Annotated in this window: 22 protein-coding genes; 17 read left to right on the top strand and 5 right to left on the bottom strand. The window is 64.2% G+C overall.

Annotated features, from left to right (window positions below; translation table 11 throughout):
• Positions 1-162 precede the first annotated feature (162 nt).
• Positions 163-786: a nucleotide exchange factor GrpE gene (grpE, locus tag M4J40_RS09960; RefSeq protein ID WP_251753928.1), complete on the bottom strand. Its 624-nt coding sequence runs from the start codon at positions 784-786 to the stop codon at positions 163-165.
• 220 nt (positions 787-1,006) lie between these two features.
• Here grpE and M4J40_RS09955 point away from each other — a divergent pair, with 220 nt between their 5' ends.
• Positions 1,007-1,417 (top strand): GFA family protein, encoded by a 411-nt coding sequence (locus tag M4J40_RS09955; protein ID WP_251753927.1) that lies wholly within the window; start codon positions 1,007-1,009, stop codon positions 1,415-1,417.
• An 11-nt stretch (positions 1,418-1,428) separates the two neighbouring features.
• On the opposite strand, the gene hrcA is transcribed toward M4J40_RS09955, so the two are convergent.
• Positions 1,429-2,493, bottom strand: a complete 1,065-nt coding sequence (gene hrcA, locus M4J40_RS09950) for a heat-inducible transcriptional repressor HrcA (RefSeq protein WP_251754265.1) — start codon at positions 2,491-2,493, stop codon at positions 1,429-1,431.
• Positions 2,494-2,643: 150 nt separating this feature from the next.
• On the opposite strand from hrcA, the gene tsaB reads away from it, so the two are divergent.
• The 4 genes from tsaB to M4J40_RS09930 are packed head-to-tail and all read left to right on the top strand — an operon-like array spanning position 2,644 to position 5,101.
• Positions 2,644-3,330: a tRNA (adenosine(37)-N6)-threonylcarbamoyltransferase complex dimerization subunit type 1 TsaB gene (tsaB, locus tag M4J40_RS09945; RefSeq protein WP_251753926.1), complete on the top strand. Its 687-nt coding sequence runs from the start codon at positions 2,644-2,646 to the stop codon at positions 3,328-3,330.
• Positions 3,327-3,821 carry a ribosomal protein S18-alanine N-acetyltransferase gene (gene rimI, locus M4J40_RS09940; RefSeq protein WP_251753925.1) on the top strand — a complete coding sequence of 165 codons (495 nt, stop codon included), beginning with the start codon at positions 3,327-3,329 and terminating at the stop codon, positions 3,819-3,821. The genes tsaB and rimI overlap by 4 nt, the downstream gene beginning before the upstream one ends.
• Before the next feature lie 48 nt (positions 3,822-3,869).
• On the top strand, positions 3,870-4,316 hold the full coding sequence (locus M4J40_RS09935) for a Fur family transcriptional regulator (RefSeq protein ID WP_251753924.1): 447 nt from the start codon (positions 3,870-3,872) through the stop codon (positions 4,314-4,316).
• Positions 4,313-5,101, top strand: coding sequence for a 1-acyl-sn-glycerol-3-phosphate acyltransferase (locus tag M4J40_RS09930; protein ID WP_251753923.1), 789 nt, complete (start codon positions 4,313-4,315; stop codon positions 5,099-5,101). Before M4J40_RS09935 ends, M4J40_RS09930 begins: the two co-directional genes overlap by 4 nt.
• Positions 5,102-5,119: 18 nt before the next feature.
• Here the strand turns inward: M4J40_RS09930 and M4J40_RS09925 are convergent, their stop codons facing one another.
• Entirely contained in the window at positions 5,120-6,166 is a 1,047-nt protein-coding gene (locus M4J40_RS09925) for a MaoC family dehydratase (protein WP_251753922.1), read from the bottom strand.
• 262 nt (positions 6,167-6,428) lie between these two features.
• Here M4J40_RS09925 and polA point away from each other — a divergent pair, with 262 nt between their 5' ends.
• The 3 genes from polA to M4J40_RS09910 are packed head-to-tail and all read left to right on the top strand — an operon-like array spanning position 6,429 to position 11,499.
• On the top strand, positions 6,429-9,425 hold the full coding sequence (gene polA, locus M4J40_RS09920; protein WP_251753921.1) for a DNA polymerase I: 2,997 nt from the start codon (positions 6,429-6,431) through the stop codon (positions 9,423-9,425).
• The gene (gene cobO, locus M4J40_RS09915; protein ID WP_251753920.1) at positions 9,425-10,030 is read left to right on the top strand and encodes a cob(I)yrinic acid a,c-diamide adenosyltransferase; all 606 of its coding nucleotides are present in this window, start codon (positions 9,425-9,427) and stop codon (positions 10,028-10,030) included. The genes polA and cobO overlap by 1 nt, the downstream gene beginning before the upstream one ends.
• Positions 10,030-11,499, top strand: coding sequence for a cobyric acid synthase (locus M4J40_RS09910; RefSeq protein WP_251753919.1), 1,470 nt, complete (start codon positions 10,030-10,032; stop codon positions 11,497-11,499). The genes cobO and M4J40_RS09910 overlap by 1 nt, the downstream gene beginning before the upstream one ends.
• On the opposite strand, the gene cbiB is transcribed toward M4J40_RS09910, so the two are convergent.
• Positions 11,480-12,472: an adenosylcobinamide-phosphate synthase CbiB gene (gene cbiB, locus M4J40_RS09905; RefSeq protein WP_251753918.1), complete on the bottom strand. Its 993-nt coding sequence runs from the start codon at positions 12,470-12,472 to the stop codon at positions 11,480-11,482. The genes M4J40_RS09910 and cbiB overlap by 20 nt on opposite strands.
• 550 nt (positions 12,473-13,022) lie before the next feature.
• Between cbiB and M4J40_RS09900 the strand changes: the two genes are divergently transcribed.
• From M4J40_RS09900 to M4J40_RS09865, 8 genes are all read left to right on the top strand, one after another.
• Positions 13,023-13,346 carry an STAS domain-containing protein gene (locus M4J40_RS09900; protein WP_251753917.1) on the top strand — a complete coding sequence of 108 codons (324 nt, stop codon included), beginning with the start codon at positions 13,023-13,025 and terminating at the stop codon, positions 13,344-13,346.
• Positions 13,321-13,689 carry a response regulator gene (locus tag M4J40_RS09895; RefSeq protein WP_251753916.1) on the top strand — a complete coding sequence of 123 codons (369 nt, stop codon included), beginning with the start codon at positions 13,321-13,323 and terminating at the stop codon, positions 13,687-13,689. The genes M4J40_RS09900 and M4J40_RS09895 overlap by 26 nt, the downstream gene beginning before the upstream one ends.
• 17 nt (positions 13,690-13,706) lie before the next feature.
• A complete protein-coding gene (locus M4J40_RS09890; protein ID WP_251753915.1) occupies positions 13,707-15,800 on the top strand; it encodes a chemotaxis protein CheA in 2,094 nt (697 codons plus the stop codon).
• 18 nt (positions 15,801-15,818) lie between these two features.
• Positions 15,819-16,319 (top strand): chemotaxis protein CheW, encoded by a 501-nt coding sequence (locus tag M4J40_RS09885; RefSeq protein WP_251753914.1) that lies wholly within the window; start codon positions 15,819-15,821, stop codon positions 16,317-16,319.
• Between the two features lie 24 nt (positions 16,320-16,343).
• Entirely contained in the window at positions 16,344-19,307 is a 2,964-nt protein-coding gene (locus M4J40_RS09880) for a methyl-accepting chemotaxis protein (RefSeq protein WP_251753913.1), read from the top strand.
• A 55-nt stretch (positions 19,308-19,362) separates the two neighbouring features.
• On the top strand, positions 19,363-20,214 hold the full coding sequence (locus tag M4J40_RS09875; RefSeq protein WP_251753912.1) for a protein-glutamate O-methyltransferase CheR: 852 nt from the start codon (positions 19,363-19,365) through the stop codon (positions 20,212-20,214).
• A gap of 102 nt (positions 20,215-20,316) precedes the next feature.
• Positions 20,317-20,862, top strand: coding sequence for a chemoreceptor glutamine deamidase CheD (locus M4J40_RS09870; RefSeq protein WP_251753911.1), 546 nt, complete (start codon positions 20,317-20,319; stop codon positions 20,860-20,862).
• A gap of 9 nt (positions 20,863-20,871) precedes the next feature.
• On the top strand, positions 20,872-21,945 hold the full coding sequence (locus M4J40_RS09865) for a chemotaxis response regulator protein-glutamate methylesterase (RefSeq protein ID WP_251753910.1): 1,074 nt from the start codon (positions 20,872-20,874) through the stop codon (positions 21,943-21,945).
• A gap of 18 nt (positions 21,946-21,963) precedes the next feature.
• On the opposite strand, the gene M4J40_RS09860 is transcribed toward M4J40_RS09865, so the two are convergent.
• On the bottom strand, positions 21,964-22,497 hold the full coding sequence (locus M4J40_RS09860; protein WP_251753909.1) for a gamma carbonic anhydrase family protein: 534 nt from the start codon (positions 22,495-22,497) through the stop codon (positions 21,964-21,966).
• Positions 22,498-22,682: 185 nt separating this feature from the next.
• Between M4J40_RS09860 and miaB the strand changes: the two genes are divergently transcribed.
• Positions 22,683-24,161 (top strand): tRNA (N6-isopentenyl adenosine(37)-C2)-methylthiotransferase MiaB, encoded by a 1,479-nt coding sequence (gene miaB, locus M4J40_RS09855; RefSeq protein ID WP_257235157.1) that lies wholly within the window; start codon positions 22,683-22,685, stop codon positions 24,159-24,161.
• The last annotated feature ends 14 nt before the right edge of the window (positions 24,162-24,175 follow it).

Genomic DNA, 24,175 nt, shown 5'->3' with positions numbered 1-24,175 from the left:
CCCTCCTGGGGCCTGAGCTGACGGTAAACGCGATGACGAGCGATTGCCAGCCCTTTTACGTGGAAGCGCGTATGAGGATCGATCGAAGTCCAAACAGCCTTGAGAAAAGGAAAAGGGCGCCCCCTCGGACGCCCTTTTTTGCACTTCCGGAGGAGCTTCGGCTCACACCGTCTTGTCGACCTTGTGGCCGCTCTCGGCCGGCGTTTCCGGTTGGGAGTCGTCCTCTTCGGCAGGCGCCACCTTCGGGCCACCGCGGCCGACGCCGACGAGGGCTGGCCGCAGTACGCGCTCGCCAATCTTGAAGCCGACCTGCATCACCTGCACCACGGTGCCGCTCGGCACGCTGGGATCGGGCACCTCGAACATCGCCTGATGGAAGTTGGGATCGAACTTCTCGCCGGCCGGATCGACGCGGCTGACGCCATGCTTTTCGAGCGCTTTCATCAGCTCGCGCTCGGTCAGCTCGACGCCTTCGACCAGAGAGATCAGCGCTTCGCCCCCGTTGGCGCGCGCTTCGGCGTCGACCGCGGCGATGGCGCGCGTCAGGTTGTCGGCGGCGCCCACGATGTCGCGGGCGAAGTTGGTCACCGCATAGGTGCGAGCATCGGCGATCTCGCGCTCGGTACGGCGGCGGAGATTTTCCATGTCGGCGAGGGTCCGGAGGAGTTGATCCTTGAGATCGCCCGCCTCCTTCTCGAGGGCGGCGATACGCTGGAGCCCCTGGTCGACCACCGGGTCCAGTTCAGGAGCGGCCGGTTCGGGAGTCTGTGCTGTCTCGTCTGCCATCTTGTCCTCATGCTGTTTCAAAGCGACTGCTGCCGCCAAACGTGCCCCGGATTTGAGGGTTCCGGGCGGGAAAATCAACCCTTGGCTCTGCTTTCCCCGCGCACCGACCTGCAAGTATGCTGCTGTGGAGCCGCAATGTCAGTCCTCCTCGCCGGAGATCCCGCGATTGGCCTTGAAAACGAGAAGGATATCCGCCTTTCACCAACGGGAACGAGATCCAATGAAACAGGGAACGAACCGCCTGCGAGGCGAATGCCTTTGCCGCCAGGTAGGCTATGAGGTGGACGACGCATTCGAGTATGCGCTGAACTGCCATTGCTCGAACTGCCGCCGGGCCACAGGCGCCGCCTTCAAGCCCTTCGCAGGTATCCGGACCGAGCGACTGACCGTGGTGCGTGGCGCAAGCGACGTCATGCGTTTCGGCGAAGGTAGCCACGATGCTCATTGCAAGTGCTGTGGTTCGTTACTCTACTCGCAGGTCCGCGATGGGGGCTATCTGCATGTCACGCTTGGCACCTTGATCGATCCGCCCTCGATCCGTCCGACCGCGCATATCTTTGTCGGCTCAAAGGCGCCCTGGTTCGATATCTGCGACACGCTGCCGCAGTTCGACGAATTTCCGATCGACTGAGCGTTAACCGGTCAGCCCAGGATGCGGCCAACCACGCGGGCTGTGTAGTCGACCATGGGGACGACGCGCGCATAATTGAGCCGGGTCGGGCCGATGACGCCGACGACCCCGATCACCCGCGCCTCGGCGTCGCGATAGGGCGACACCACGAGCGATGAGCCCGACAGGCCGAACAGCTTGTTCTCCGAGCCGATGAAGATGCGCACGCCCTCGCCGGCATCGGCGAGGCCGAGCAGCTCGATCAGGTCCTCGGAGCTCTCAAGCTCGTCGAAAAGCGCCCGAATGCGTTCCAGATCCTCGGCGGCCCGGACATCGTCCAGCAGATTGGCGCGCCCGCGTACGATCAGAGTCTGGGGTCGGCTGCCGTCGGCACCGGACCAGGACGCCAGACCGGCATCGACGAGGCGGGCGGTCAAGGTATCCAGCTCGAGCTTGCGCGCGGCGCGCTGACGTTCGACCTCGGCACGCGTCTCGCTAAGTGTGCGGCCACGGATGCGGGCGTTGAGATAGTTTGCCGCCTCCTGCAGGGCGGACGCCGGCAGGTCGGGGGGCAGATCGATCAGTCGGTTTTCGACGGTGCCGTTGTCGCCCACCAGCACGACGATGCCGCGCGTCGGCTCGATGCGCACGAACTCGATGTGGCGAAGCCGTGGATCGGCCTTTTGCGTCAAGACCACGCCGGCGCCGCGCGTCAGGCCGGACAGCGTCTGCGACGCCTCCGTCAATACGTCCTCGATGCTCTTGCCGATACCCGACGCCTTGAGACGACCTTCGATCGCCGACCGATCGCCCTCGGTGAGGTCGCCGATCTCCAGCATGGCATCGACGAAGAAGCGCAAACCGAGTTCTGTCGGCAACCTGCCGGCGGACGTATGCGGTGCGTAGAGAAGGCCCGCCGCCTCCAGATCGGACATGACGTTGCGGACCGATGCGGGCGACAGCGGCGCAGCCAGAAGGCGCGATATGTTGCGGCTGCCCACGGGGTCGCCAGTGTCGAGATAAGCCTCGACGATGCGACGGAAAATGTCGCGCGATCGCGCGTCGAGTTCCCGCAAGCCCCCCTGTCCACCTGTCATCACCACGATACCGCAACTCCTTTCTCGTCAGGACTAATCTGGCCGTACCAGCCCGACGGCGCAAGCCCTGCGCGTCGTTTGGCGAGCGCGAAGGTGGACGATGCGGCATGGCTGCTCGACAGCGGCGGCAGGGCGGGATAAAGGGGGCCGATGCTGACGCTCGCGCTCGATACAGCCAACGACCGGGTTGCCGTCGCTCTTTCGGGCGACGGGAAGGAAACCGTGCGTGCCGAGGCGATCTCGCGCGGCCACGCCGAACGGCTGTTCCCACTGATCGACGAAGTCCTGACGGCGGCCGGCGTCGACATCGAATGCGTCGGGCGCATCGCCGTCAACGTCGGCCCTGGCAGCTTCACCGGCATTCGCATCGCTGTGGCGGCGGGTCGCGGCCTGGGTCTGGCGCTCGGTGTTCCGGTGGTGGGCATCGACGCGCTTCGCCTCATTGCCGCGTCGCTCGAAGAACTGGCTGACGGCCCCATACTCGCCGCCGTCGACGCCCGGCGCGGTGAGATCTACGCCGCTCTCTACGGTCCGAAGGGAGAGGTGTTGGAGCCTCCGTTTGCCGCCGACGCTGAGAGCGTGCTGGATCGCCTGGGTGCCAGCGCCACCGTGATCGCCGGCTCGGGCGCGGCGATCCTTACTCATCAGGCGGCGATTTCCGGCTTGCGCGTACCACCTGTCGACGCAATGACCGCGACGAGCCCGTTGGCACTTGCCCGGCTCGGGAGCGTCGCGGATCCGGACATCGCCCTGCCCCGCCCGCTCTATCTCAGGGCGCCCGACGCCAAGCCGCAGCCGCCCGTGCCCGGCCTTCTTGCACCCAATCCGACGCCATGAAGCCTTGCGACCTGTTGCGCCTGTTTGCTGCGCCTCGTCCGATCTGCGAGCCCGGTCGCATCTCCGACGCCGACGACCTCGCAGCCCTGCACGCCCATGCGTTCCGTCACGGCTGGCCGGCCACCGAGATGGAGGCCCTGATCGCCGACCCCACTGTGACCACGATCGTGGCTCGCGAGGGCCGGACGCCCTTTACCCGCCGACCGATCGGATTCGTCATGTCGCGGGCTGCCGCGGATGAGGCCGAAATCCTGACCGTTGCCGTTTCTCCCGCGCGGCGCGGCCGTGGTGTCGGACGCCTGATGATGGACGAAACGATCCGCCGCCTCTATTTCATGCGCGTCGCGTCGCTGTTCCTTGAGGTGGATGAGAGCAATGGCCCGGCGCTCGCTCTTTATAGGCGCCTCGGTTTCCGAGAGGTCGGCCGCCGTGCCAACTACTATGCCGGCGGCACCGCGAACGCCCTTGTCATGCGAGCCGATCTCAAATAACCCATATTTGGCCGGCGACGGCGGCCAGACAGTTCGAGGGTACCCGCGATGACCGAGGAAACCACTCCGCTCTCTTTGGAAGAAGCCTGTGCGGCGCGCGGCATGCGCATGACCGAGCAGCGGCGAATCATTGCGCGCGTGCTTGAGCAGGCCGTTGATCATCCCGATGTCGAAGAAGTCTATCGGCGCGCCTCGGCGATCGACAACAACATCTCGATCTCGACGGTCTATCGCACCGTCAAGCTGTTCGACGACGCCGGCATGATCGCCCGGCTCGACTTCCGCGACGGCCGCTCGCGCTACGAGCCTCTGCCTGACGAGCACCACGACCATCTGATCGATTTCCGTACCGGCGCCGTGGTCGAGTTCCACAGCGACGAGATCGAGGCGTTGCAGCGCGAGGTCGCCCGCAAGCTCGGCTACAAGCTGATCGACCACCGGCTTGAGCTCTATGGCGTGCCGATCGACGAAGCCGGCACGGAGGACAAGGCGTGAAACCAGGCCACGTAAGGGCGGCGTTGACGCTGCCGCTGTTTGCCGTGGCCGCTTTCATTCTCGTCATTCTCTACATCCCGGCCCGAAGGTGGCGCCTGCGCCTTGCCGGCCAGCTTCAGATGCTTTTCCATCGACTGGCGTTATGGACGCTTGGCATCAGGCTGCATGTGCGTGGACGGCCGGCCTCAGAGAGGCCGTTGCTTCTCGCTGCGAACCACGCATCCTGGATCGACATCTCCGCCTATAGCGCGGTGATGCCGCTGTCCTTCGTGGCCAAGCGCGAAGTGGGCGCCTGGCCCTTGATCGGTTTCTTCGCCCGACTGCAACATTCGGTGTTCGTCGATCGGGCCCGACGTGGATCCACCGCCGACCAGGCAGACAGCATCGGCCGCCGTCTGGCCGAGGGCGATGCCATCGTTCTGTTTCCCGAAGGCACCACATCCGACGGCAATCAGGTCCTTCCCTTCCGCTCGTCGTTGTTCGGCGCCGCCCGCGCCGCCCTGAACGACGCCGGCGTCGAAGCGGTGTTCGTACAGCCCGTCGCCATCGCCTACACGCACATGCTGGGCCTGCCGCTCGGTCGATCCGGGCGCTCGATCGTATCGTGGGTTGGCGATCAGGACCTTGTGCCGCATGCCAAGGACCTGCTCGCGGCCTCCGACTTCGATGTGAGCATCATTTTCGGCGAGCCGATCCGTTTCGACCGTGACACCGACCGCAAGAAGGTATCCCTCGAGGCGGAGAAGGCCGTTCGCCGCCTGCTTGCCGCGGAACTCAGGGGCTGACAGGAGCCCGGGCCAGCGTCAGCGCGGCATCAGCAGCCAAAGATCGAGATCGAGCACGACCGATGGCAGGTAGGCGCCGCTCTCGTCACGGTCGGGAAAGTCGGCTGCCGGTTGGTCGCGCGTACCGACCAGACGAACACGCAGCGCCCCGAGATCATCGCGGCCGTCGATCAGCTCCTTGCCAACAATGGTCGACCAGGCATGGATGGTCGAGCCGGTGAACACCGGGCCGACATAGCGGCCGGCGTTGATGGCTGCGACATGAACGGCATTACCGAGGCCGTTGAACATCAGCGCCCGGCCGATGGCCATGACGAGACCACCCGCCACCAGCCAACGGCCGCGCGAACGCTCGTCGGAAAACGGCAACGGATGCTGTCTCGCCGGATTGCCGAAGAAGCGGGCCGCCATCATGGTCGTCCCTTCGTCCACGAGAGCGCCGTCGACATGGTCGATGCGTTCGCCGAGCTCATAGTCGCTCCAGCGGAAACGGCTGCCGGACAGGCCGCTGTCCCAGGCGGAAAGGTCGAGTACCGGCAGGCGAGCGCCCAGCGCATCGGCGGGGACCGCCGCTGGCAAGGGCGGCACCAGCTGCTCGGAAAAGGGCTGCACACCCTCCTCGGTCTTGCGCACCGTCTGCCAACGAGCAAAGTCGATTACCTCGACACCGCCGTCCTTGTGGCCGGTGGTCCTCAGGTAGACGACGCCAGTCCGCCCGCCAGTATCGCGCAGACCGATCACCTCGGTCACGGCGGAGATCGTTTCGCCGGGATAGACCGGCGCAAGAAAACGACAGCCGGCATAGCCTAGATTGGCAACGGCGTTGAGACCGACATCCGGCACCGACTGGGCAAGCACGATGTTGAAGATCAGCAGGTCATCGATCGGAGCCATCGGATGACCGACCGCGTGGGCGAAGTCGTCCGACGATTGCAGGGCGAAGCGGTTGCCTGTGAGAGCCCGGTAGAAGGCGACGTCCCCGTCGGTCACTGTACGAGGGCTGGCATGACGGAAGACCTGACCGACCCTGAAGTCCTCAAAATACCGGCCGCCGCTACTCTTCATGGCTGCCCCCAACCCGCGAATCGCCAACCATGATGACCGGCCATGCCGAGGTGTCATCCCCGCCGATGGTCGGGTAGGGATTCGAGGTTGCGTCGCAACTGCCCATAAAATCCCATGACTGCGCCTGGACTTTCGTCGCCGGGCCGAAATCAGGTCCTTCGGACGCAGGCTCTGGTGGACATCGACCGGAAAGCGTCAGCAGTGGTGACGGCCAGCGAAGGCGTGTCTTCACTTCCTACGGGCGGGCGGGCATAGTCCGACCATGTCGAATGCAGAATCCCCTTCGAGCCCCACCTCGCGTCCGGTCCGCGCCGGCGACCATGTGTTCCTGATCGACGGATCGGGCTACATTTTCCGCGCCTATCATGCGCTGCCGCCACTGACCCGCAAATCGGACGGCGTACCGATCGGTGCGGTCTCCGGCTTCTGCAACATGTTGTGGCGGCTCCTGAAGGAAACCGAGCAAACAGCGGTCGGCGTCAGGCCTACGCATCTCGCGGTGATCTTCGACGCCTCCTCGGTGACCTTCCGCAACGAGATCTATCCGCTCTACAAGGCGCAACGCCCCGAGCCACCGGCCGACCTCAGACCGCAGTTCGGGCTGATCCGCGAAGCCGTCCGCGCCTTCAACGTGCCTTGCGTCGAACAGCTTGGCTACGAAGCCGACGACCTGATCGCTACCTATGCGGCGGAAGCGGCGGCGGCCGGCGCCGACGTCACCATCGTCTCATCGGACAAGGATCTGATGCAGTTGGTTGGCGAGCGCGTCATGCTGCTCGACACGATGAAGGACCGGCGGATCGGCGTTCCCGAAGTGATCGAAAAGTTCGGCGTTCCGCCTGACAAGGTGATCGAGGTGCAGTCGCTTGCCGGCGACTCGGTCGACAACGTGCCCGGCGTGCCCGGCATCGGCCTCAAGACGGCGGCGCAACTCATCCTCGAGTATGGCAACCTCGAAGCGCTTCTGGCCGCCGCGACCGGCATCAAGCAGCAGAAGCGGCGCGAGAACCTGATTGCCTTCGCCGAGCAGGCGCGCATTTCCCACCGCCTCGTGACGCTGAAATGCGACGTGCCCTTGGAGCAACCAATCGACACGCTCGGCGTTCGGCCGATCGTCGGCGAGCGGCTGATCGCCTATGCCAAGGCGATGGAGTTCTCGACCATCATTCGCCGCGTGTCCGAGGCGACCGGTGTCGAGCCATCCAAGGTGACGCCTGCCGTGGTGCCGGTAACGCACTGGCCGCCCGAAGGCGAGGCCTCATCCACGGAAGACCGTGCCAGAGCTGCGACCGACAAAGCCCCCGCACCAGACCAGCAAGGCGCGGAGAACGGAGAGAAGCTCCCCGTCACGCAGCAGTTTTCGCCGTCGGGCCGCGCCGCCGAAGCAGCGGCCCTGATGCAGGCCATCCCGGTCGACTATTCGCGCTATGAGACGGTCACCGACATCGCCCGTCTGGAAGCGTGGGTCGCGGAGGCCCATGAAGTCGGGCGCGTCGCTTTCGATACGGAAACGTCGGGCCTCGATCCCATGCAAGTCGAGATCGTCGGCGCATCGCTGGCGGTGACGCCGGGCCGAGCCTGCTATATTCCGCTCGCCCACATGTCCGGCACGGGCGACCTGCTCGGCGGCGGCCTGATCGCCGGTCAGATTGCCATTGGCGACTTCGTCCGCATCCTGAAACCGCTTCTCGAGGATCCGTCGGTTCTGAAGATCGGGCAGAATGCCAAGTATGACTGGGTGATCCTGAAGCGCCTCGGGATCACAGTCGCGCCTTGCGACGACACCATGCTGATGTCCTATGCGCTGGACGCCGGCCGCATGGGGCACGGCATGGACGAGTTGTCGGAGGTGCTGCTCGGACACAAGCCGATCGCCTTCAAGGACGTCTGCGGATCCGGCAAGTCGATGATCACCTTCGACCGTGTTCCGCTCGACCGCGCCACGCAATACGCGGCCGAGGATGCCGACATCACGCTTCGCCTCTGGCACGTTTTGAAACCCCGCCTCGCGGCGGAAGGCATGACCGCTCTCTACGAGACGGCCGAACGACCGCTCATCGACGTCATCGCCCGCATGGAAATGCGCGGCGTGTCCGTCGACCGGCAGATCCTGTCGCGGCTATCGGGCGATTTCGCACAGTCGATGGCCGCCATGGAGGCCGGCATCTTCGAGGTAGCCGGCGAAACCTTCAACATCGGCTCGCCCAAGCAGATCGGCGACATCCTGTTCGGCAAGCTGGGCCTTTCCGGCGCCAAGAAGACCAAGACCGGCGCCTGGGCGACGGGAGCCGACGTGCTTGAGGACCTCGCCTCCGAGGGACACGAACTGCCGCGCCGCATCCTCGACTGGCGGCAGCTCTCCAAGCTGAAGTCGACCTACACCGACGCGTTGCCCGGCTACATCCACCCGGAGACCAAGCGTGTCCACACCAGCTATTCGCTGGCTTCCACCACGACCGGACGCCTCGCCTCGTCGGAACCCAACCTCCAGAACATTCCGGTTCGCACGGAGGAAGGCCGCAAGATCCGCCGTGCCTTCGTTGCGCCGGCAGGCCGCAAGCTGGTGTCGGCCGACTACAGCCAGATCGAGCTCCGCGTTCTGGCCCATGTCGCAAATATACCCGCGCTGAAGAACGCCTTCGCCGAGGGGATCGACATTCACGCGATGACCGCCTCGGAAATGTTCGGCGTACCGGTCGAGGGGATGGACCCGATGATCCGCCGCCGGGCCAAGGCGATCAACTTCGGCATCATCTACGGCATCTCGGCCTTCGGCCTCGCCAACCAGCTATCCATCCCGCGCGAGGAGGCCAGCGACTACATCAAGCGCTACTTCCAACGCTTCCCGGGCATTCGCGACTACATGGAGGCGACCAAGCGTCAAGCGCGAGAGAACGGCTACGTCACCACCATCTTCGGCCGCAAAGCGCATTATCCGGAGATCAGCTCGCCCAATGCCTCGATGCGCGCTTTCATGGAACGCGCCGCCATCAACGCGCCGATCCAGGGATCGGCCGCCGATATCATCCGTCGCGCCATGGCGCGCATGGAGGCCGAGCTCATCAAGGCCGGTCTTTCGGCGCTGATGCTGCTGCAGGTCCACGACGAACTGATCTTCGAAGTCCTGGATGAGGAAGTCGAGGCGACCATCCCTGTAGTGCGTTCCGTCATGGAAGGCGCCGCCGAGCCCGTCGTGAAGCTCGACGTCCCGCTGGTCGTCGATGCCCGCGCCGCCCAGAACTGGGACGAGGCGCATTGATGACCGACCCGGATGCCGAACGCCATCGGCTGAAGATGGCGAAGCGCAAGGCAGTGCAGGACGCAGAGGTGGCCTCGAAGACCATCAGCGAAAAAGGATTGCTGATCGTCAACACCGGGCCGGGCAAAGGCAAGTCGACCGCCGCCTTCGGGCTGGTGGTCCGCACTCTTGGCCATGGCTGGAAGGTTGGCGTGGTGCAGTTCGGCAAGGGTGGCTGGGAAAGTGGCGAGCGGCGCGTGCTCGAGAGCTTTCCGGGCGTATCCTGGCACACGCTCGGTGAGGGCTTTACCTGGGAAACGCAGGACAGGGCGCGTGACGTCGCCGCCGCGCAAGCCGCATGGAGCAAGGCGACCGCCTTGATGGACGATCCGGACGTTCGCCTGCTCGTCCTCGACGAGTTGAACATCGCGCTCCGCTACGAGCATCTGCCGCTTCTCGACGTGGTGGAGGCGCTCAAGGCGAGACGGCCCGACCTTACCGTCGTCGTCACCGGTCGCAATGCCAAGGCCGAGTTGATCGAGGCGGCCGATTGCGTGACCGAGATGGTCGCGACCAAGCATCACTTCGCGGCCGGCGTGAAGGCGCAGCCGGGGATCGAGTACTGATGGTCAGTCGGCTGATGTTTCAGGGCACGGGCTCGGACGTCGGCAAGTCGCTGATCGTCGCCGGCCTTTGCCGCCTGTACGCGCGACGCGGCCTCAAGGTACGGCCCTTCAAGCCGCAAAACATGTCGAACAACGCTGCCGTGACAGCCGACGGCGGCGAGATCGGCCGGGCGCAAGCGCTGCAGGCTCGCGCCGCCGGCATCCCGCCATCCGTTCACATGAACCCGGTGCTTCTGAAACCGCAGTCGGAGATCGGTTCGCAGGTGGTGGTGCAGGGGCGTGTTGCCGGCAACGCGCGAGCGCGTGACTATCAGGCGATGAAGCCCGACCTGATGCCGGCCGTGCTCGACAGCTTCGCGCGCTTGTCGGCGGATGCCGACCTCCTGCTGGTCGAAGGGGCGGGATCGCCGGCGGAAGTCAACCTCAGAGCTGGTGACATTGCCAACATGGGCTTTGCGCGGGCCACCGACACCCCTGTCGTGCTGATCGGCGACATCGACAGGGGCGGGGTCATCGCCAGCCTTGTCGGCACCAAGGCGGTGATGGCGGACGAGGACGCGGCGCTTGTTGCCGGCTATCTCATCAATCGGTTTCGCGGTGACGTCTCGCTGTTCGATACCGGCCTGACGCTGATCACGCGGCATACGGGATGGCGCTCCTTCGGCGTGGTTCCCTATTTCGCACAAGCCAACCGATTGCCCGCCGAGGATGCCCTGGGGCTGAGAAGCCGCCACGAGGCTGGCCACGGCGGGAAACGCAAGCGCATTGTCGTGCCTGTGCTACCGCGCATCGCCAATTTCGACGACCTTGACCCGTTGCGGCAGGAGCCGGGGGTCGACGTGATCCTCGCCGAATCCGGCCGACCATTGCCAAGCGCCGACCTCGTGCTTCTGCCCGGCTCCAAGGCAACCATCCCCGACCTTCTCGCACTCAAGTCGGAAGGCTGGGACATCGACATTCGCGCCCATGCCCGGCAAGGCGGCAAGGTGCTTGGTCTCTGCGGCGGCTACCAGATGCTCGGGCGGAGGCTGCTCGATCCCGGGCAAATCGAGAGCGATCTCGGCGCCATCGACGGCCTCGGCCTGCTGGATGTCGAGACCACAATGACCGGCGACAAGCGCCTTCAGCCGGTGAGTGGAAGGTCGATGCCCGACGACACGCCGTTCTCCGGCTATGAAATGCATGTCGGTGCGACCGTCGGCCCGGATCGCTCCAGGCCATTCGCTCTCCTCTCGGACGGCAGCGACGAGGGGGCGAGCTCACCGGACGGCAATGTGGTCGGAACCTATTGTCACGGCCTGTTCGCCGACGATCGACAGCGGGAACGATTGCTCCGCTGGATTGGCGCCAGCCCGTCGGCGCTTGCCTACGAGGCGGAAATCGACCGATCGCTCGATGGGCTGGCAGATCATCTTGCCACCCACCTCGACGCCGACGCTCTTCTCGATCTCAGCCGAAGGCCAGGATGATGAGGCCGAGCCAGACAAGCCCCAGCAGGGCGAAGATCAGCAACAGAGCTCGGCGATAAAGCCTCAGCGCGCGGTCGATATCGTAGGCGTTGACCTCCGCGCGGCCATCGCCCATCCAGGCATCCTCAACTCGCGTGTCGCCGTAGACCTTGGGGCCGTTGAGGCGCAGGCCGAGGGCGCCCGCCATCGCCGCCTCGGGCCAACCGGCGTTGGGCGACTTGTGGCGATGGGCATCCCGATCGATCGCTCGAACGGCCGCTGCCGCCGAAGCGCCGTCGTCGGCAAGCGCCGCCGCCACGATTGCCCAGGCGGTGATGCGGGAGGCCGGCAGATTGACGAGGTCGTCGAGCCTTGCCGATGCCCAGCCGAAGGCGATATGGCGCGACGTCTTGTGACCGATCATCGAGTCGGCGGTGTTGATCGCCTTGTAGGCGGCCGCTCCCGGCAGACCCAGAACGGCCATCCAGAACAGAGGCGCCGTCACGCCGTCCGAAAAGCTTTCGGCAAGGCTTTCAATAGCGGCCCGGCAGACGCCAGCGGCGTCGAGATGCGCCGGATTGCGTCCGACGATCCGCCCGACGGCAAGGCGCCCCGCCTCTAGGCCCCCTTGACGCATGGCGTCAGCCACGGCGGCGACATGAACGTGCAAGCTGCGGGCGGCCAACAACGTCGAGCCGACTACGGCGGCAACACAAGGTCCGGCGATCGGGCCAGCGAGACCGGCGAGCGATCCGACTGCCGCGGCAACAAGGGCACTGACGGCCACGTTGACGATAGCGGCGAAAACGCCATTCAGCCGGCGGCGATCGTCGCCGAGGTCATCCCGATTGAGCGTTCGGTCGAGGAAGCCGATCAGCGACCCCATCCAGGTAACGGGATGTCCGATCCATCGGAAGACAAGATCCGGATAGCCGATCGCCGCTTCGAACACGAGGGCCAGCAATGCAACAAGAAGAAACTCAAGCGGGACCATTTCAGCTTCTCATCCGGAGCGGCGGCCGCGCTGCCCGAAGCACGCGCCGGATCTTTTTGTCATGCCTCCAGCCGTTCCGGAAGCCCCAGCACCCGGCAATGACGGTTGATTCGATCACTCCCTGACATTTGCGAACAAAAAAGCGCCCGCCGTTGGATAAGTTAAAATACTTATATCGCCGATTCTATCTGTGGTTGTTTCGAAAGGTTCAGTATCGGAGGGCGAGTCTTGGCCTCTTGTCACGGTAAAGAGACAAAACCGGGAATTGTGATTCATTTCAAGAATCTACTAAAGCAACCTTCCCAGACGCCTCGCCGGCTTTCCCCCAGCATTGATCAACGACAACACCTTCAGGGGGAAAACGTATGATTCAACAAATGACAAGGAAGACTCGTAGAAACTAGTATCCTTAATTTCCAACCGGGCAGAATTACAAAAGGCAAGCGGAATCCACTTCAGTTTTCGGTAACCAATCCATGCGTGTACTGCCATGCATCAGGTCCACGGACGGGTGTACCCAGTAACGCCTGCAGATTGTAGGGATTCCAAGTTGCCTTCGCTCGAACGACGCAAGACTTCTTACGACCTGCCCGCGGTGCTCGACGCCTCGGCGGTCCGCGAACTTCATGCGCAGATCGAGCCCCTCGTCTCCGAGACTGCCGACCTGACCCTGAATGCCGCGGCTGTCGAACGCCTCGGAACTCAGGCCGTCCAGCTTCTTGTTGCAACCGCCCGCGCGCTCGAAATGAACGGCGGCCGGCTCGCGATCGTGAATATCACGCCAACCTTTCGCGAAGCCTATGCCGACCTCGGCCTTATCGCTGAACTCGACGCCCGGAGCCCACTAAATGCCGAGAAAGATTCTGACGGTTGACGATTCCAGGACCATGCGCGACATGGTCTCCTACACTCTGCGGGGCGCAGGCTTCGAGGTCTTGGAAGCCGAAGACGGAGTGAAGGCCCTTGGCGTTCTCGCCAACACCCGCGTCGACCTGATCATCACCGACATCAACATGCCCAACATGGACGGCGTGACGCTGGTCAAGCGCGTACGCGCCGGTGGGAGTCATGCCTCGACGCCGATTCTGATCCTCACGACGGAGTCCGGCGATGACAGAAAAGCCAGCGGCAAGGCAGCTGGGGCGACGGGTTGGATCGTCAAGCCCTTCGCGCCGGAGAAGCTGCTTTCCGTCGTCAACAAGGTTTGCCCCGCCTGACCATTTGGACGGCCGATATGTCGACTCCAAGCTTTGGTTCTGACGAACTCGCACAGTTCCGCAGAACGTTCTTCGAAGAATGCACGGAACTGCTTGCCGACCTCGAGGAGCGCCTCGGGGCGCTCGTTGCCTATTCCAGCGACATCGAGGGACTCAACGCCATCTTCCGCGCGGTCCATTCGGTGAAGGCCGGTGCAGGCGCCTTTGGCTACACTGTACTGGTCGGTTTCGCGCACCGTTTCGAGGCGCTGCTCGACCGGCTCCGCGATGGCAAGGCCGAGCTCGACGAACGCACCCTTACCGCCCTCGTCGCGGCCGCCGACGTTTTCTCCGCCCTCGTCGATCTCGCGCGCCAGGGTGAGACCCCGGCCGACGACTTCGGCGCCGACGTCGCCGAAGAGCTCAGCGCATTGCTCGATGGCGAGACGCGGCTCGCCGCCGCGCCGTCGGCAGCCACTTGCGTCCCCACGCAAGCCGCATCGGAGGACAGAACCTACCGTATCGTCTTCCGCCCCAACGCCGAGCTGTTCCGTCATGCCAACGAACCGCTCTATCTGATCCGCGAACTGAAGACGCTCGGTTCGCTCGCGATCGATTGCGACCTCGCCCGACTGCCACCATTCGAAGCGTTCAGCCCCGAAGACTCTTATCTTGGCTGGACGATGACACTGCGCTCCAGCAGTTCGCCGGCCGACATCGCCGAAGTGTTCGAGTTCGTCGACGATGAGTGCGAACTCGTCATCGAGGATATCGCCACCGCCCCCACCGAGCCGGAGGTTACCGCCCCTCCCCCGCTCCAAGAGGTCGCAAAAGCCGAGGCCACGGACGCGCCTTCCGAAGGCAAGCCATCCGAGATCAAGACTTCCGACACCAAGACCACGGGCAAGACCGGTTCGATCTCCTCGATCCGCGTCGACCTCTATCGCGTCGATCGCCTCGTCAACATGGTGGGCGAACTGGTCATCGCGCAGGCGATGCTGGCCCAGCAGTTCATCGAAAGCCGCAAGCAGGACGATCCAGGCGCCCTTCAGGGCTTCGAGCATCTGGCCGGCCTGACGCGGGAGCTGCAGGAGTGCGTGATGGCCATCCGCATGCAGCCCGTGAAGTCGGTGTTCTCTCGCATGCCGCGCCTTGTTCGCGACGTGGGACACAAAACGGGCAAGGACGTACGGCTCGAGATGTCCGGCGAGCAGACCGAAGTCGACAAGACGGTCATCGAGGAACTCGCCGATCCGCTCACCCACATGATTCGCAACGCCGTGGACCATGGCATCGAAGACGCAGCCACGCGCCTTGCCGCCGGCAAGCCAGCCGGAGGGGTCATCCGTCTGTCGGCCCAGCACGCCGGCTCCAACATCCTGATCCACGTCGAGGACGATGGCGCCGGACTCGATCGGGATCGACTGCTTGCCAAGGCGATAGACAAGGGCATCGTACCGGCAAGCGCCAAGCTTTCCGCCGAAGAAATCGACGAGCTGATCTTCTCTCCTGGCTTCTCGACGGCTGCCGCCGTCACCGACGTATCGGGCCGGGGCGTCGGCATGGATGTCGTCCGTCGCAATGTCCAGGCTCTTGGCGGTCGCGTCCAGGTGATGTCGACGCCCGGCAAGGGGACCCGCTTCACGCTTGTTATCCCGCTGACCCTCGCCGTCCTCGATGGCATGGTCGTGGCCGTCGGCTGGGAGAAGTACATCCTGCCGCTCACCTCTATCGTCGAATCCTTCCGTCCCGGACGCGGGCAGATCCGTGTCGTCCCCGGTGGTGGCGAGGTCGTCTCCATTCGCGGCGAGTTCGTCCGCCTGATCCACCTCGCTCGCGTGTTCGGTGTCAGCGAGGCCGTCGCCGATCCGTGTCAGGGCCTTGTCGTACTGATCGAACTCGCCAACGGCAGTAAGCTCGGCGTGGTCGTCGACGAGCTCATCGGCCAGCAGCAGGTGGTGATCAAGTCGTTGCAAGACAACTACGACCCGGTTCCGGGCATTTCCGGCGCCACCATTCTCGGCAACGGACGCGTCGCGCTCATCGTCGATATCGAAGAACTCACCCGCCTATACGATCGGTCCGTCCGTATCGCCGAAGCGACACGGCTGCCGGTCGCAGCAAACGCCTGACCTCACGGAGACTTCTCCATGGCAGAACCGCAAGACATTCCCAACTCCGGTCCGGACGCCGCCGCGGCGCAAGCGCGACAATTCATATCCTTCCGCGTCGGTGACGACGAGTTCGCCATCGACATCATGGCCGTTCGCGAAATCAAGGGGTGGACCGAGACAACCGTCCTGCCGAACCAGCAAGACTACATGCTTGGTGTCCTCAACCTTCGCGGCACGATCGTGCCGATCTTCGATCTTCGCTGCCGCTTCGGACTTGGCCTTACCACGGCCACCCGCAGCCATGTTGTGATCATCGTGGCGATCGGCGGCCGTCTCCTCGGCATGCTGGTCGATGCGGTGTCGGACATCCTGACCGTCAATGCTGCCGACATCCGGCCAGTGCCAGACGTCGATCAACCGATCGACAACGCCTTCCTCGCCGGCATCATCCCGGTCGGCGACAGCATGGTCGTGCTCCTCAGCCTCGAAAACCTCTTCGCCAATCATGGCCCGGCCAACGCCGCCATCGCCGCCTGAACGGCCTCTCCAGGAACTGACATCATGTCACTCACCTCGCTGAAACTTCGCACCAAGATCGGGCTGATCGTCGCGCTGATGAGCGTGCCGATCCTCATCCTCGGCTGGCTCTACGTCAGCAAGAGCGAGGAGGGCGTGGCTACCGCCAGAAAGGAAGCCAACGGCGTCACCTACGCGATCGCCGTCTGGGAATCGATCCGCGGCCTCGCCGTCTCGGCGCTGGACGACGCGGCCACTCCGGCCACGGTGCTCCCCAGCATCCCTGATCTGCAGGGCCTTGGCAGCGCAAATGACGCCGCGTTCGGCATAGCGGAGGCCGCCAAGGCCTTCACGAACGTTCTGGCCAGTTACGACTGGCCGCGTAGCCACGCTCCGTTCGACGCACGGTTGACCCAGTCGGTCAACACGGGCCTCGATCTCATGGCGGCCATCGCCAATGGGTCGGGCATCGCCGTCGACACCGAGGTCGATCACAACTATCTCGGTCAGGCCCTGATGAGCCGCATTCCGCGCGTTCTGTGGTACCGCGTGGCGATCACCGGCAAGATCCGCGAGATGTCGCGATCCTCGTCCGTATCGGTCGCGGATCTCGGCCTGCTGAAGTCGCAGATCGCACTTTTCAAGGAGGCTTCCGACGGGGCCACCGCCGCGCTGAAGGTCGCCCAGTCCTATAACACCGATGGTCGCGTCGAGGGTCTTGGCGGGCAGATCAGCGCTTTCGACGATATCGCTCCGCGCTTCGTAAGCGAAGCGGAAGCGGTCGCGACCGCCTTTGAGACGGCTGTAACACCGCAAAGCGTGAACATCTCCGGCTTTATGGACGCCACCAGCGCCCAGGCGAAGGCGAGCCAGGCTCTTTGGCACGGTGGTGCGAGCACACTCACGGCCATGCTTGACGACCATGCCGCCGGACTGCGCGGCAGCCTGTTCACCACGCTTGCCGTGGTTCTTGCCGCCGTTGTGGTTGCGCTGGCCGCCAGCATCTTCTTCTCCTTGCAGATCACGCGCGGCGTGGGGCGCATGATCACCTACATGCGTCGCATCACCGATGGCGACTATGAGTTCGAAGTGGACGGGACCGATCGCAAGGACGAGATCGGCACGATCGCTGGCGCCGTTTCGATATTCCGCGAGAACGGCAAACAGGTTGCCGAACTCACCGCCAACTACAAGGGACAGGCCGACGCCATCCGCCTGTCGCAGTCGGTGCTGGAACTGTCGCTCGACGGCACCGTCATCGACGCCAACGAGATCTTCTGCCGGATCTTCGGCTATACGATTGACGAGATCCGCGGCAAGCCGGCGGCGATGTTCGCCGACGCCGCGGCTCGTGAGAGTGCCGAATACAAACTGATGTGGGAGGGATTGCAGCGCGGCGAGCACGTCACCGGCCAGTACAAGCGCCTCGCCAAGGGTGGTCGGGAAGTCTGGCTCGAAGTGTCGTTCAATCCAATCCTCGGCCTCGACGGAAAGCCGTTCAAGATCGTCCAGATCGCGACCGACGTCACCGCCCAGCGCTTGCAGTCGGCGGACTTCGAAGGACAGATCGCCGCCATTTCCAAGGCGCAAGGCATCATCGAGTTCTCGCTTGACGGCAAGGTGCTCGATGCCAACGAGAACTTCCTCAACACGCTCGGCTACACGCTGGCCGAGATCAAGGGACAGCATCACTCCATCTTCGTCGATCCTGCCTATCGCGCGTCGGTCGATTACCGGATGTTCTGGGAAAAACTCGGCCGTGGTGAACACGACACCAACCAGTACAAGCGCATCGGCAAGGGGGGGCGTGAGATTTGGATCCAGGCTTCCTACAACCCCATACTCGACTTGAACGGCAAGCCGTTCAAGGTGGTCAAGTATGCCACCGACGTCACCGAGCAGGTGCGTTCCGCCGAAGCGCTTCAGGCCGCAGTCCGCGAGTCCAAGGAAGTGATCGAGGCGGCGCGTGGCAATGACCTGACCCGTCGCGTACCGCTCGACGGAAAGACCGGCGAAATCGCCAGCCTCTGCGAGGGGATCAACACGCTGCTCGACACCATGTCGACCGTCGTCGCCGACATGATGGAGGCTGCCACCACGATCTCCAACGCCGTCGCCGAGATTTCCTCGGGCACCACCGACCTCTCTCAGCGGACCGAGCAGCAGGCTTCGAACCTCGAGGAAACGGCTGCTTCCATGGAAGAGATGGCGGCCACCGTCAAGCAGAACGCCGACAATGCCCAGCAGGCCAACCAGCTGGCTGCCTCGGCGCGCGGCACGGCGACCGACGGCGGCGACGTCGTTGGCAAGGCGGTCGACGCCATGAGCCGCATCGAGACCTCGTCGCAGAAGATCTCCGACATCATCTCGGTCATCGACGAGATCGCCTTCCAGACCAATCTCCTGGCCCTCAACGCAGCCGTCGAGGCTGCACGAGCGGGAGATGCCGGCAAGGGCTTCGCGGTGGTTGCCTCGGAAGTCCGTTCACTGGCTCAGCGCTCGTCCGGCGCGGCCAAGGACATCAAGGCACTGATCGTCGAAAGCGGCGCCCAGGTGAAGGACGGCGTCAAGCTGGTCAACGACGCCGGTACGGCACTGAACGAAATCGTCGGATCGATCAAGAAGGTGGCGGACATCGTCTCCGACATCGCGGCGGCGAGCCGCGAACAGTCGGCCGGTGTGGAAGAAATCAACAAGGCCGTCACCCAGATGGATGAGATGACCCAGCAGAACTCTGCGTTGGTCGAGGAAAATGCCTCGGCAACGCGAATGCTGCAGGAACAGGCCGAAGCCATGCACGGTCGCATGTCGGCCTTCCATCTCGCCGAGTTCACCCGCTCGGCCAGGACAGCCGTCGAGGAGCGGCGCGAGGCGAGACCGGCGGCCAGGACCGCGCCACGTCCCGCCCAGCCCAAGAAGGTGGCGGCGGCAGGTGGACGCACCGCACAGCGTCTGCAGTCCGAGCTGCACGCGGCCTTCGAGAGCGATGCCGATTGGAAGGAGTTCTGAGAACGCCGAAAAACGGGACGTGGCATAGCCGCGTCCCAATCCAACCGGAGTAAACATGGCAGCACTCAGTACGTCCCCGGAACATCGCGAGTTTCCCTTCACGCTGAAGGAGTACCGCCGGCTTTCTGCCTTCATTCATGGCCGAACGGGCATTACCCTGCCTGATCACAAGATCAACATGGTCTACTCGCGATTGACGCGGCGCTTGAGGGAACTCGGATTTTCGGCCTTCGCCGAGTACTGCGATTATTACTCAAGTCCCGAGGGCGAAGACGAGATCGAGTATCTGATCAACGCCCTCACCACCAATCTCACCCGGTTCTTCCGCGAGAAGCACCACTTCGACCATCTTGCGGAGAACTTGCTTTCGGACCTGTCCACCGACGGAATCAACGGCCGGACACGCCTTCGAATCTGGTCGGCCGGCTGTTCGACAGGCGAAGAACCCTACTCGATCGCCATGACCTATCGCGAAACGGCTTCGTCGCGGGTGCGGTGCGACACCCGGATCCTGGCGACCGACATCGACAGCTCGGTGGTGGCGCGTGGTTCGTCCGGTCGCTACGGAGGACAGTCGGTCGCCGAACTCGGCAAAGGACGGCGCTATCGCCACTTCAACGCTCTCAGCGGCGGCGAGTGGCAGGTGCGCCCCGAACTCAGACAGCTCATCGCGTTCAAGCAACTCAACCTTCTCGATACGTGGCCGATGAAAGGGCCGTTTGACGCCATCTTCTGCCGCAACGTCATGATCTATTTCGACAACCCGACCAAGGCCCGGCTGGTGCAGCGCTTTGCCGACCTTCTGGCGCCAGGTGGTTGGCTCTACATCGGCCATTCCGAGACCATTCTCGACCAGAAGACGGTTTTCCGCCTGCGCGGTCCAACCATATACCAGAAGGGTACCTGAGCGATGTCCTTCGCCGGTCAACCGAAACCCAATACACGCCCGCAGGAGGACGTCGCCCCAAACCGGCAGCCCGCTCCGCTCGCATACGACTGGCGGCGGGGCATGAAGGCCGTGCGCGTGTTGCCGGGAGAGGCCTATGTGACCGCGCGCACCGACGAAATGATCGTCACCGTCCTTGGCTCCTGCGTCGCCGCCTGCATTCGCAACCCGGCAACAGGATTCGGCGGCCTCAACCACTTCATGCTGCCCGAAAGCGACTCCGGCTTCTGGAACGGCGCCAGCGCCGCGCTACGTTACGGCAACTACGCCATGGAGGTGCTGATCAACGAGGTGCTCAAGTCTGGCTGCGAACGCCGGAACCTCGAGATCAAACTGTTCGGCGGCGCCGATCTCACCGATGGCTTGACACTGATCGGTTCGTCGAACGTGTCCTTCGTGCTCGACTATCTCAATGCCGAAGGACTCGAGATCGCCTCCGCCGATCTGGGGGGCTGCTACGGCCGCCGCATCCACTACAATCCTTCGACCGGAGTCGTGCACAGGCTTCTGCTAGGTACGGCCACACACCCCGACTTCGTCGACGAGGAGCATTCTTTCAAAGATCGTCTCGCCAGAACAAAGGTCGAGGGCGAGGTCCATCTCTTCTGAGGTATCATCATGCCTGGAAAACCCATCCGTGTGCTGATCGTCGACGATAGCGCCCTGATGCGGGACATGCTGGCCAGCGTCCTCGGGCGCGAGCCGGGGATCGAGGTCGTCGGCACCGCCGCCGATCCGTTCGCAGCGCGTGAGGCGATCAAGCGCCTCAATCCGGATGTGTTGACGCTCGACATCGAGATGCCCGGCATGAATGGCATCTCCTTTCTCGAAAAGCTGATGGCGCTGCGCCCGATGCCGGTGGTGATGGTGTCGACGCTGACCCAGGCCGGCGCCTTCAGCACCCTGCGCGCCCTCGAGATCGGCGCCGTCGACGTCGTCGGCAAGCCCAGCAAGGCCTCCGAGCTCGACAGGATCGCCGCCGAGCTCATCGACAAGATCCGGGTCGCGGCGGCGGCCAACGTCGGTGCTCACCGTGCCTCGCCGGAGAAAACGCCGCCTCGCTTCGCCGCGCAGCCACCGCCGGTCGGTTGCTCACGCACCGGCACGGTGATCGGCATCGGCGCTTCGACCGGTGGCGTCGAGGCCATTCGCGCCGTGCTGACCGCTCTGCCGGCCCAGATGCCACCGATCCTGATCGTCCAGCATATGCCCGGCCAGTTCACCGCTTCGTTCGCCAGTCGGCTCGACGGCCTCTGCGCCCTGCGCGTGAAGGAAGCCGAAGACGGCGAGACTTTGCGGCCCGGCACGGTCTATTTGGGGCCGGGCGGACGCCAGTTCGAGCTGGGGCACGCCGGTCCCAACCTCACCTGCCGCCTAGGCGGCGAAGAGAGGGTGTCCGGGCACGCACCCTCGGTCGACGTGCTTTTCCGTTCGATGGCCCGAATCTGCCCGATCAACAGTCTCGGCATCATCATGACCGGCATGGGGCGCGACGGCGCCTCAGGCCTTCTCGATATCCGGCTCGGCGGCGGTCGCACCATCGGCCAGAACGAGGCAACATCGGTGGTCTACGGCATGCCGCGCGCCGCATTCGAGATCGGAGCCGTGGAGCGGCAACTGCCGCTTCATGGCATCGCCCCCTATCTCGCCGCGACCTTCTCGCCGGAAGCGACAGAGACGGCGCATACCTGACCGAAGCGTCGGGACGGCTCAGTCGGCGATCTTGCGGCAGCCCGCCTTGAAACGCTTGAAGTTGGCGGCGTAGTTTTCCGCCGACCGCCGCAGCTTCTCGATGGCCGCATCATCGAGTGTCCGCACGGCCCGCGCCGGCGCGCCGACGATCAGAGAACCTTCGGGAAATTCCTTGCCTTCGGTGACGAGCGCATTGGCGCCGACCAGACTGTTGGCGCCGATCTTCGCGCCATTGAGGATGGTGGCCCCCATGCCGACCAGCACGTTGTCGCCCAACGTGCAGGAATGGACGATCGCCTGATGGCCGATGGTACAGCCCTCGCCGATGGTCAGCGGAAAGCCGGGATCGGTGTGCAAGGTCGCTCCCTCCTGGATGTTGGTTCGCGCGCCGACGACGATCGGCTCGTTGTCGCCGCGGATCACCGCCCCGAACCAGACGCCGACCTCGGAGCCAAGTTTTACCCGGCCGATGACATGGGCGTCGGGGGCGACCCAGTAGTCGCCGTCTTCGGGCAATTCGGGGGCGATTCCGTCGAGTTCGTAGATCGGCATGAGCGAGTTCCCGGGTGTGATGACTATCCGTTCTAGCTTCCTTGTAAGGCTCGATCACCGACGATCAAGTCGGCGTATGAGGTGAGCCGGCAGCTAATCGTTCCAGCTGCAAGAAAGCCCCACCGGCCAAGCGACGCGCGAATTTGTTGGAAAACCGCCTTTCGCCGCTCCCCAAAATGCACTAGATGCCGTTATCTTTGACGGGACGGTTCCGATCGGCCGTCCCCCACGAGGGAAAGCGAGCAACGGTGACGGATAAAAAGTCTGTCTTCATCAAGACCTACGGCTGCCAGATGAACGTCTACGACAGCGACCGCATGTCGGATACGCTGGCGCCGCTCGGATATGTCACCGCCGACAGCCCCGAGAATGCCGACCTCGTCATCCTGAACACCTGCCACATCCGTGAGAAGGCCTCGGAAAAGGTCTATTCCGAGCTTGGACGTCTGCGCGTCCTGAAGGCCGAGCGGGCCGTCGAGGGCAGGGAAACCCTCGTTGCGGTCGCCGGCTGCGTCGCTCAGGCGGAAGGCGAGGAAATCATCGCCCGCGCCCCCGTGGTCGACATGGTGTTCGGCCCGCAGACCTATCATCGCCTGCCGGAGCTGATCGAGCGGGTCCGCGCCGGCGAACGGCCGGCTGCCACCGAAGGCAAGGCGCCGACCCGTCCGAAGGTGGTCGAGACCGAGTTCCCTCCTGAGGACAAGTTCGACCATCTCGCAGCGCCGTCCGAGGCGGCGGTTCGCTCGCGCGGGGTGACGGCCTTCCTCACCGTGCAGGAAGGCTGCGACAAGTTCTGCACCTTCTGCGTCGTGCCTTATACGCGCGGCTCGGAAGCCTCGCGCCCGGTGGAGAGAATTGTCGAAGAGGCGAAAACCCTGGTTGCCGCCGGGGTGCGCGAAATCACTCTCCTCGGCCAGAACGTCAATGCCTATCACGGGATCGATGGCGAGGGCCGTACGGTTGGCCTGGCAGGTCTGCTTGCGCGCCTTTCGGAACTGCCGCGCCTTGCCCGCATCCGCTACACCACCAGCCACCCGCGCGACCTCGATGACGAACTGATCGCCGCCCATGGCGGCAACTCCAAGCTGATGCCCTATCTGCACCTTCCCGTGCAGTCTGGCTCTGATCGCATTCTCGCGGCCATGAACCGCCGCCACACCGCCGCCGAATACGTCGCTCTCATCGAGCGAATCCGGTCGGCGCGGCCGGACATGGCGATCTCGGGCGATTTCATCGTCGGGTTCCCGGGCGAGACCGAGGAAGACTTCGCCGCGACGATGGAGATCGTCCGCACCATCGACTACGCCGCCTGCTTCTCATTCAAGTATTCGCCGCGCCCCGGCACGCCGGCGGCGGGCCTTGCCGATCAGGTCCCGGAAACGGTGAAGAGCGAGCGACTGCATCGGTTGCAGGCCTTGCTCGAAGAGCAACAGAAGGCCTTTGCCGAGCGCCTTGTCGGGCGGACGTTGCCAGTACTGTTCGAGAAGACCGGGCGGCTTCCCGGCCAGATCGTCGGACGATCGCCCTACCTGCAGCCGGTTGCTGTCATGGCACCGTCGTCGCTCATTGGCGAGATTGCCGATGTGACCATCGAGGCGACCGGCGGACACAGTCTGATCGGCCGGCTCGAAGGCGAGCCCGTGCCAGCCCGACGGTCGGCATGAGGCCGTCGGGGCAC

The organism is Pleomorphomonas sp. JP5 (genome assembly GCF_023721815.1).
In the GTDB taxonomy this organism is placed as follows: Bacteria; Pseudomonadota; Alphaproteobacteria; order Rhizobiales; family Pleomorphomonadaceae; genus Pleomorphomonas.
Note: the sequence above shows the minus strand (reverse complement) of the source record. Positions and strands in the feature narration are given on the sequence as shown.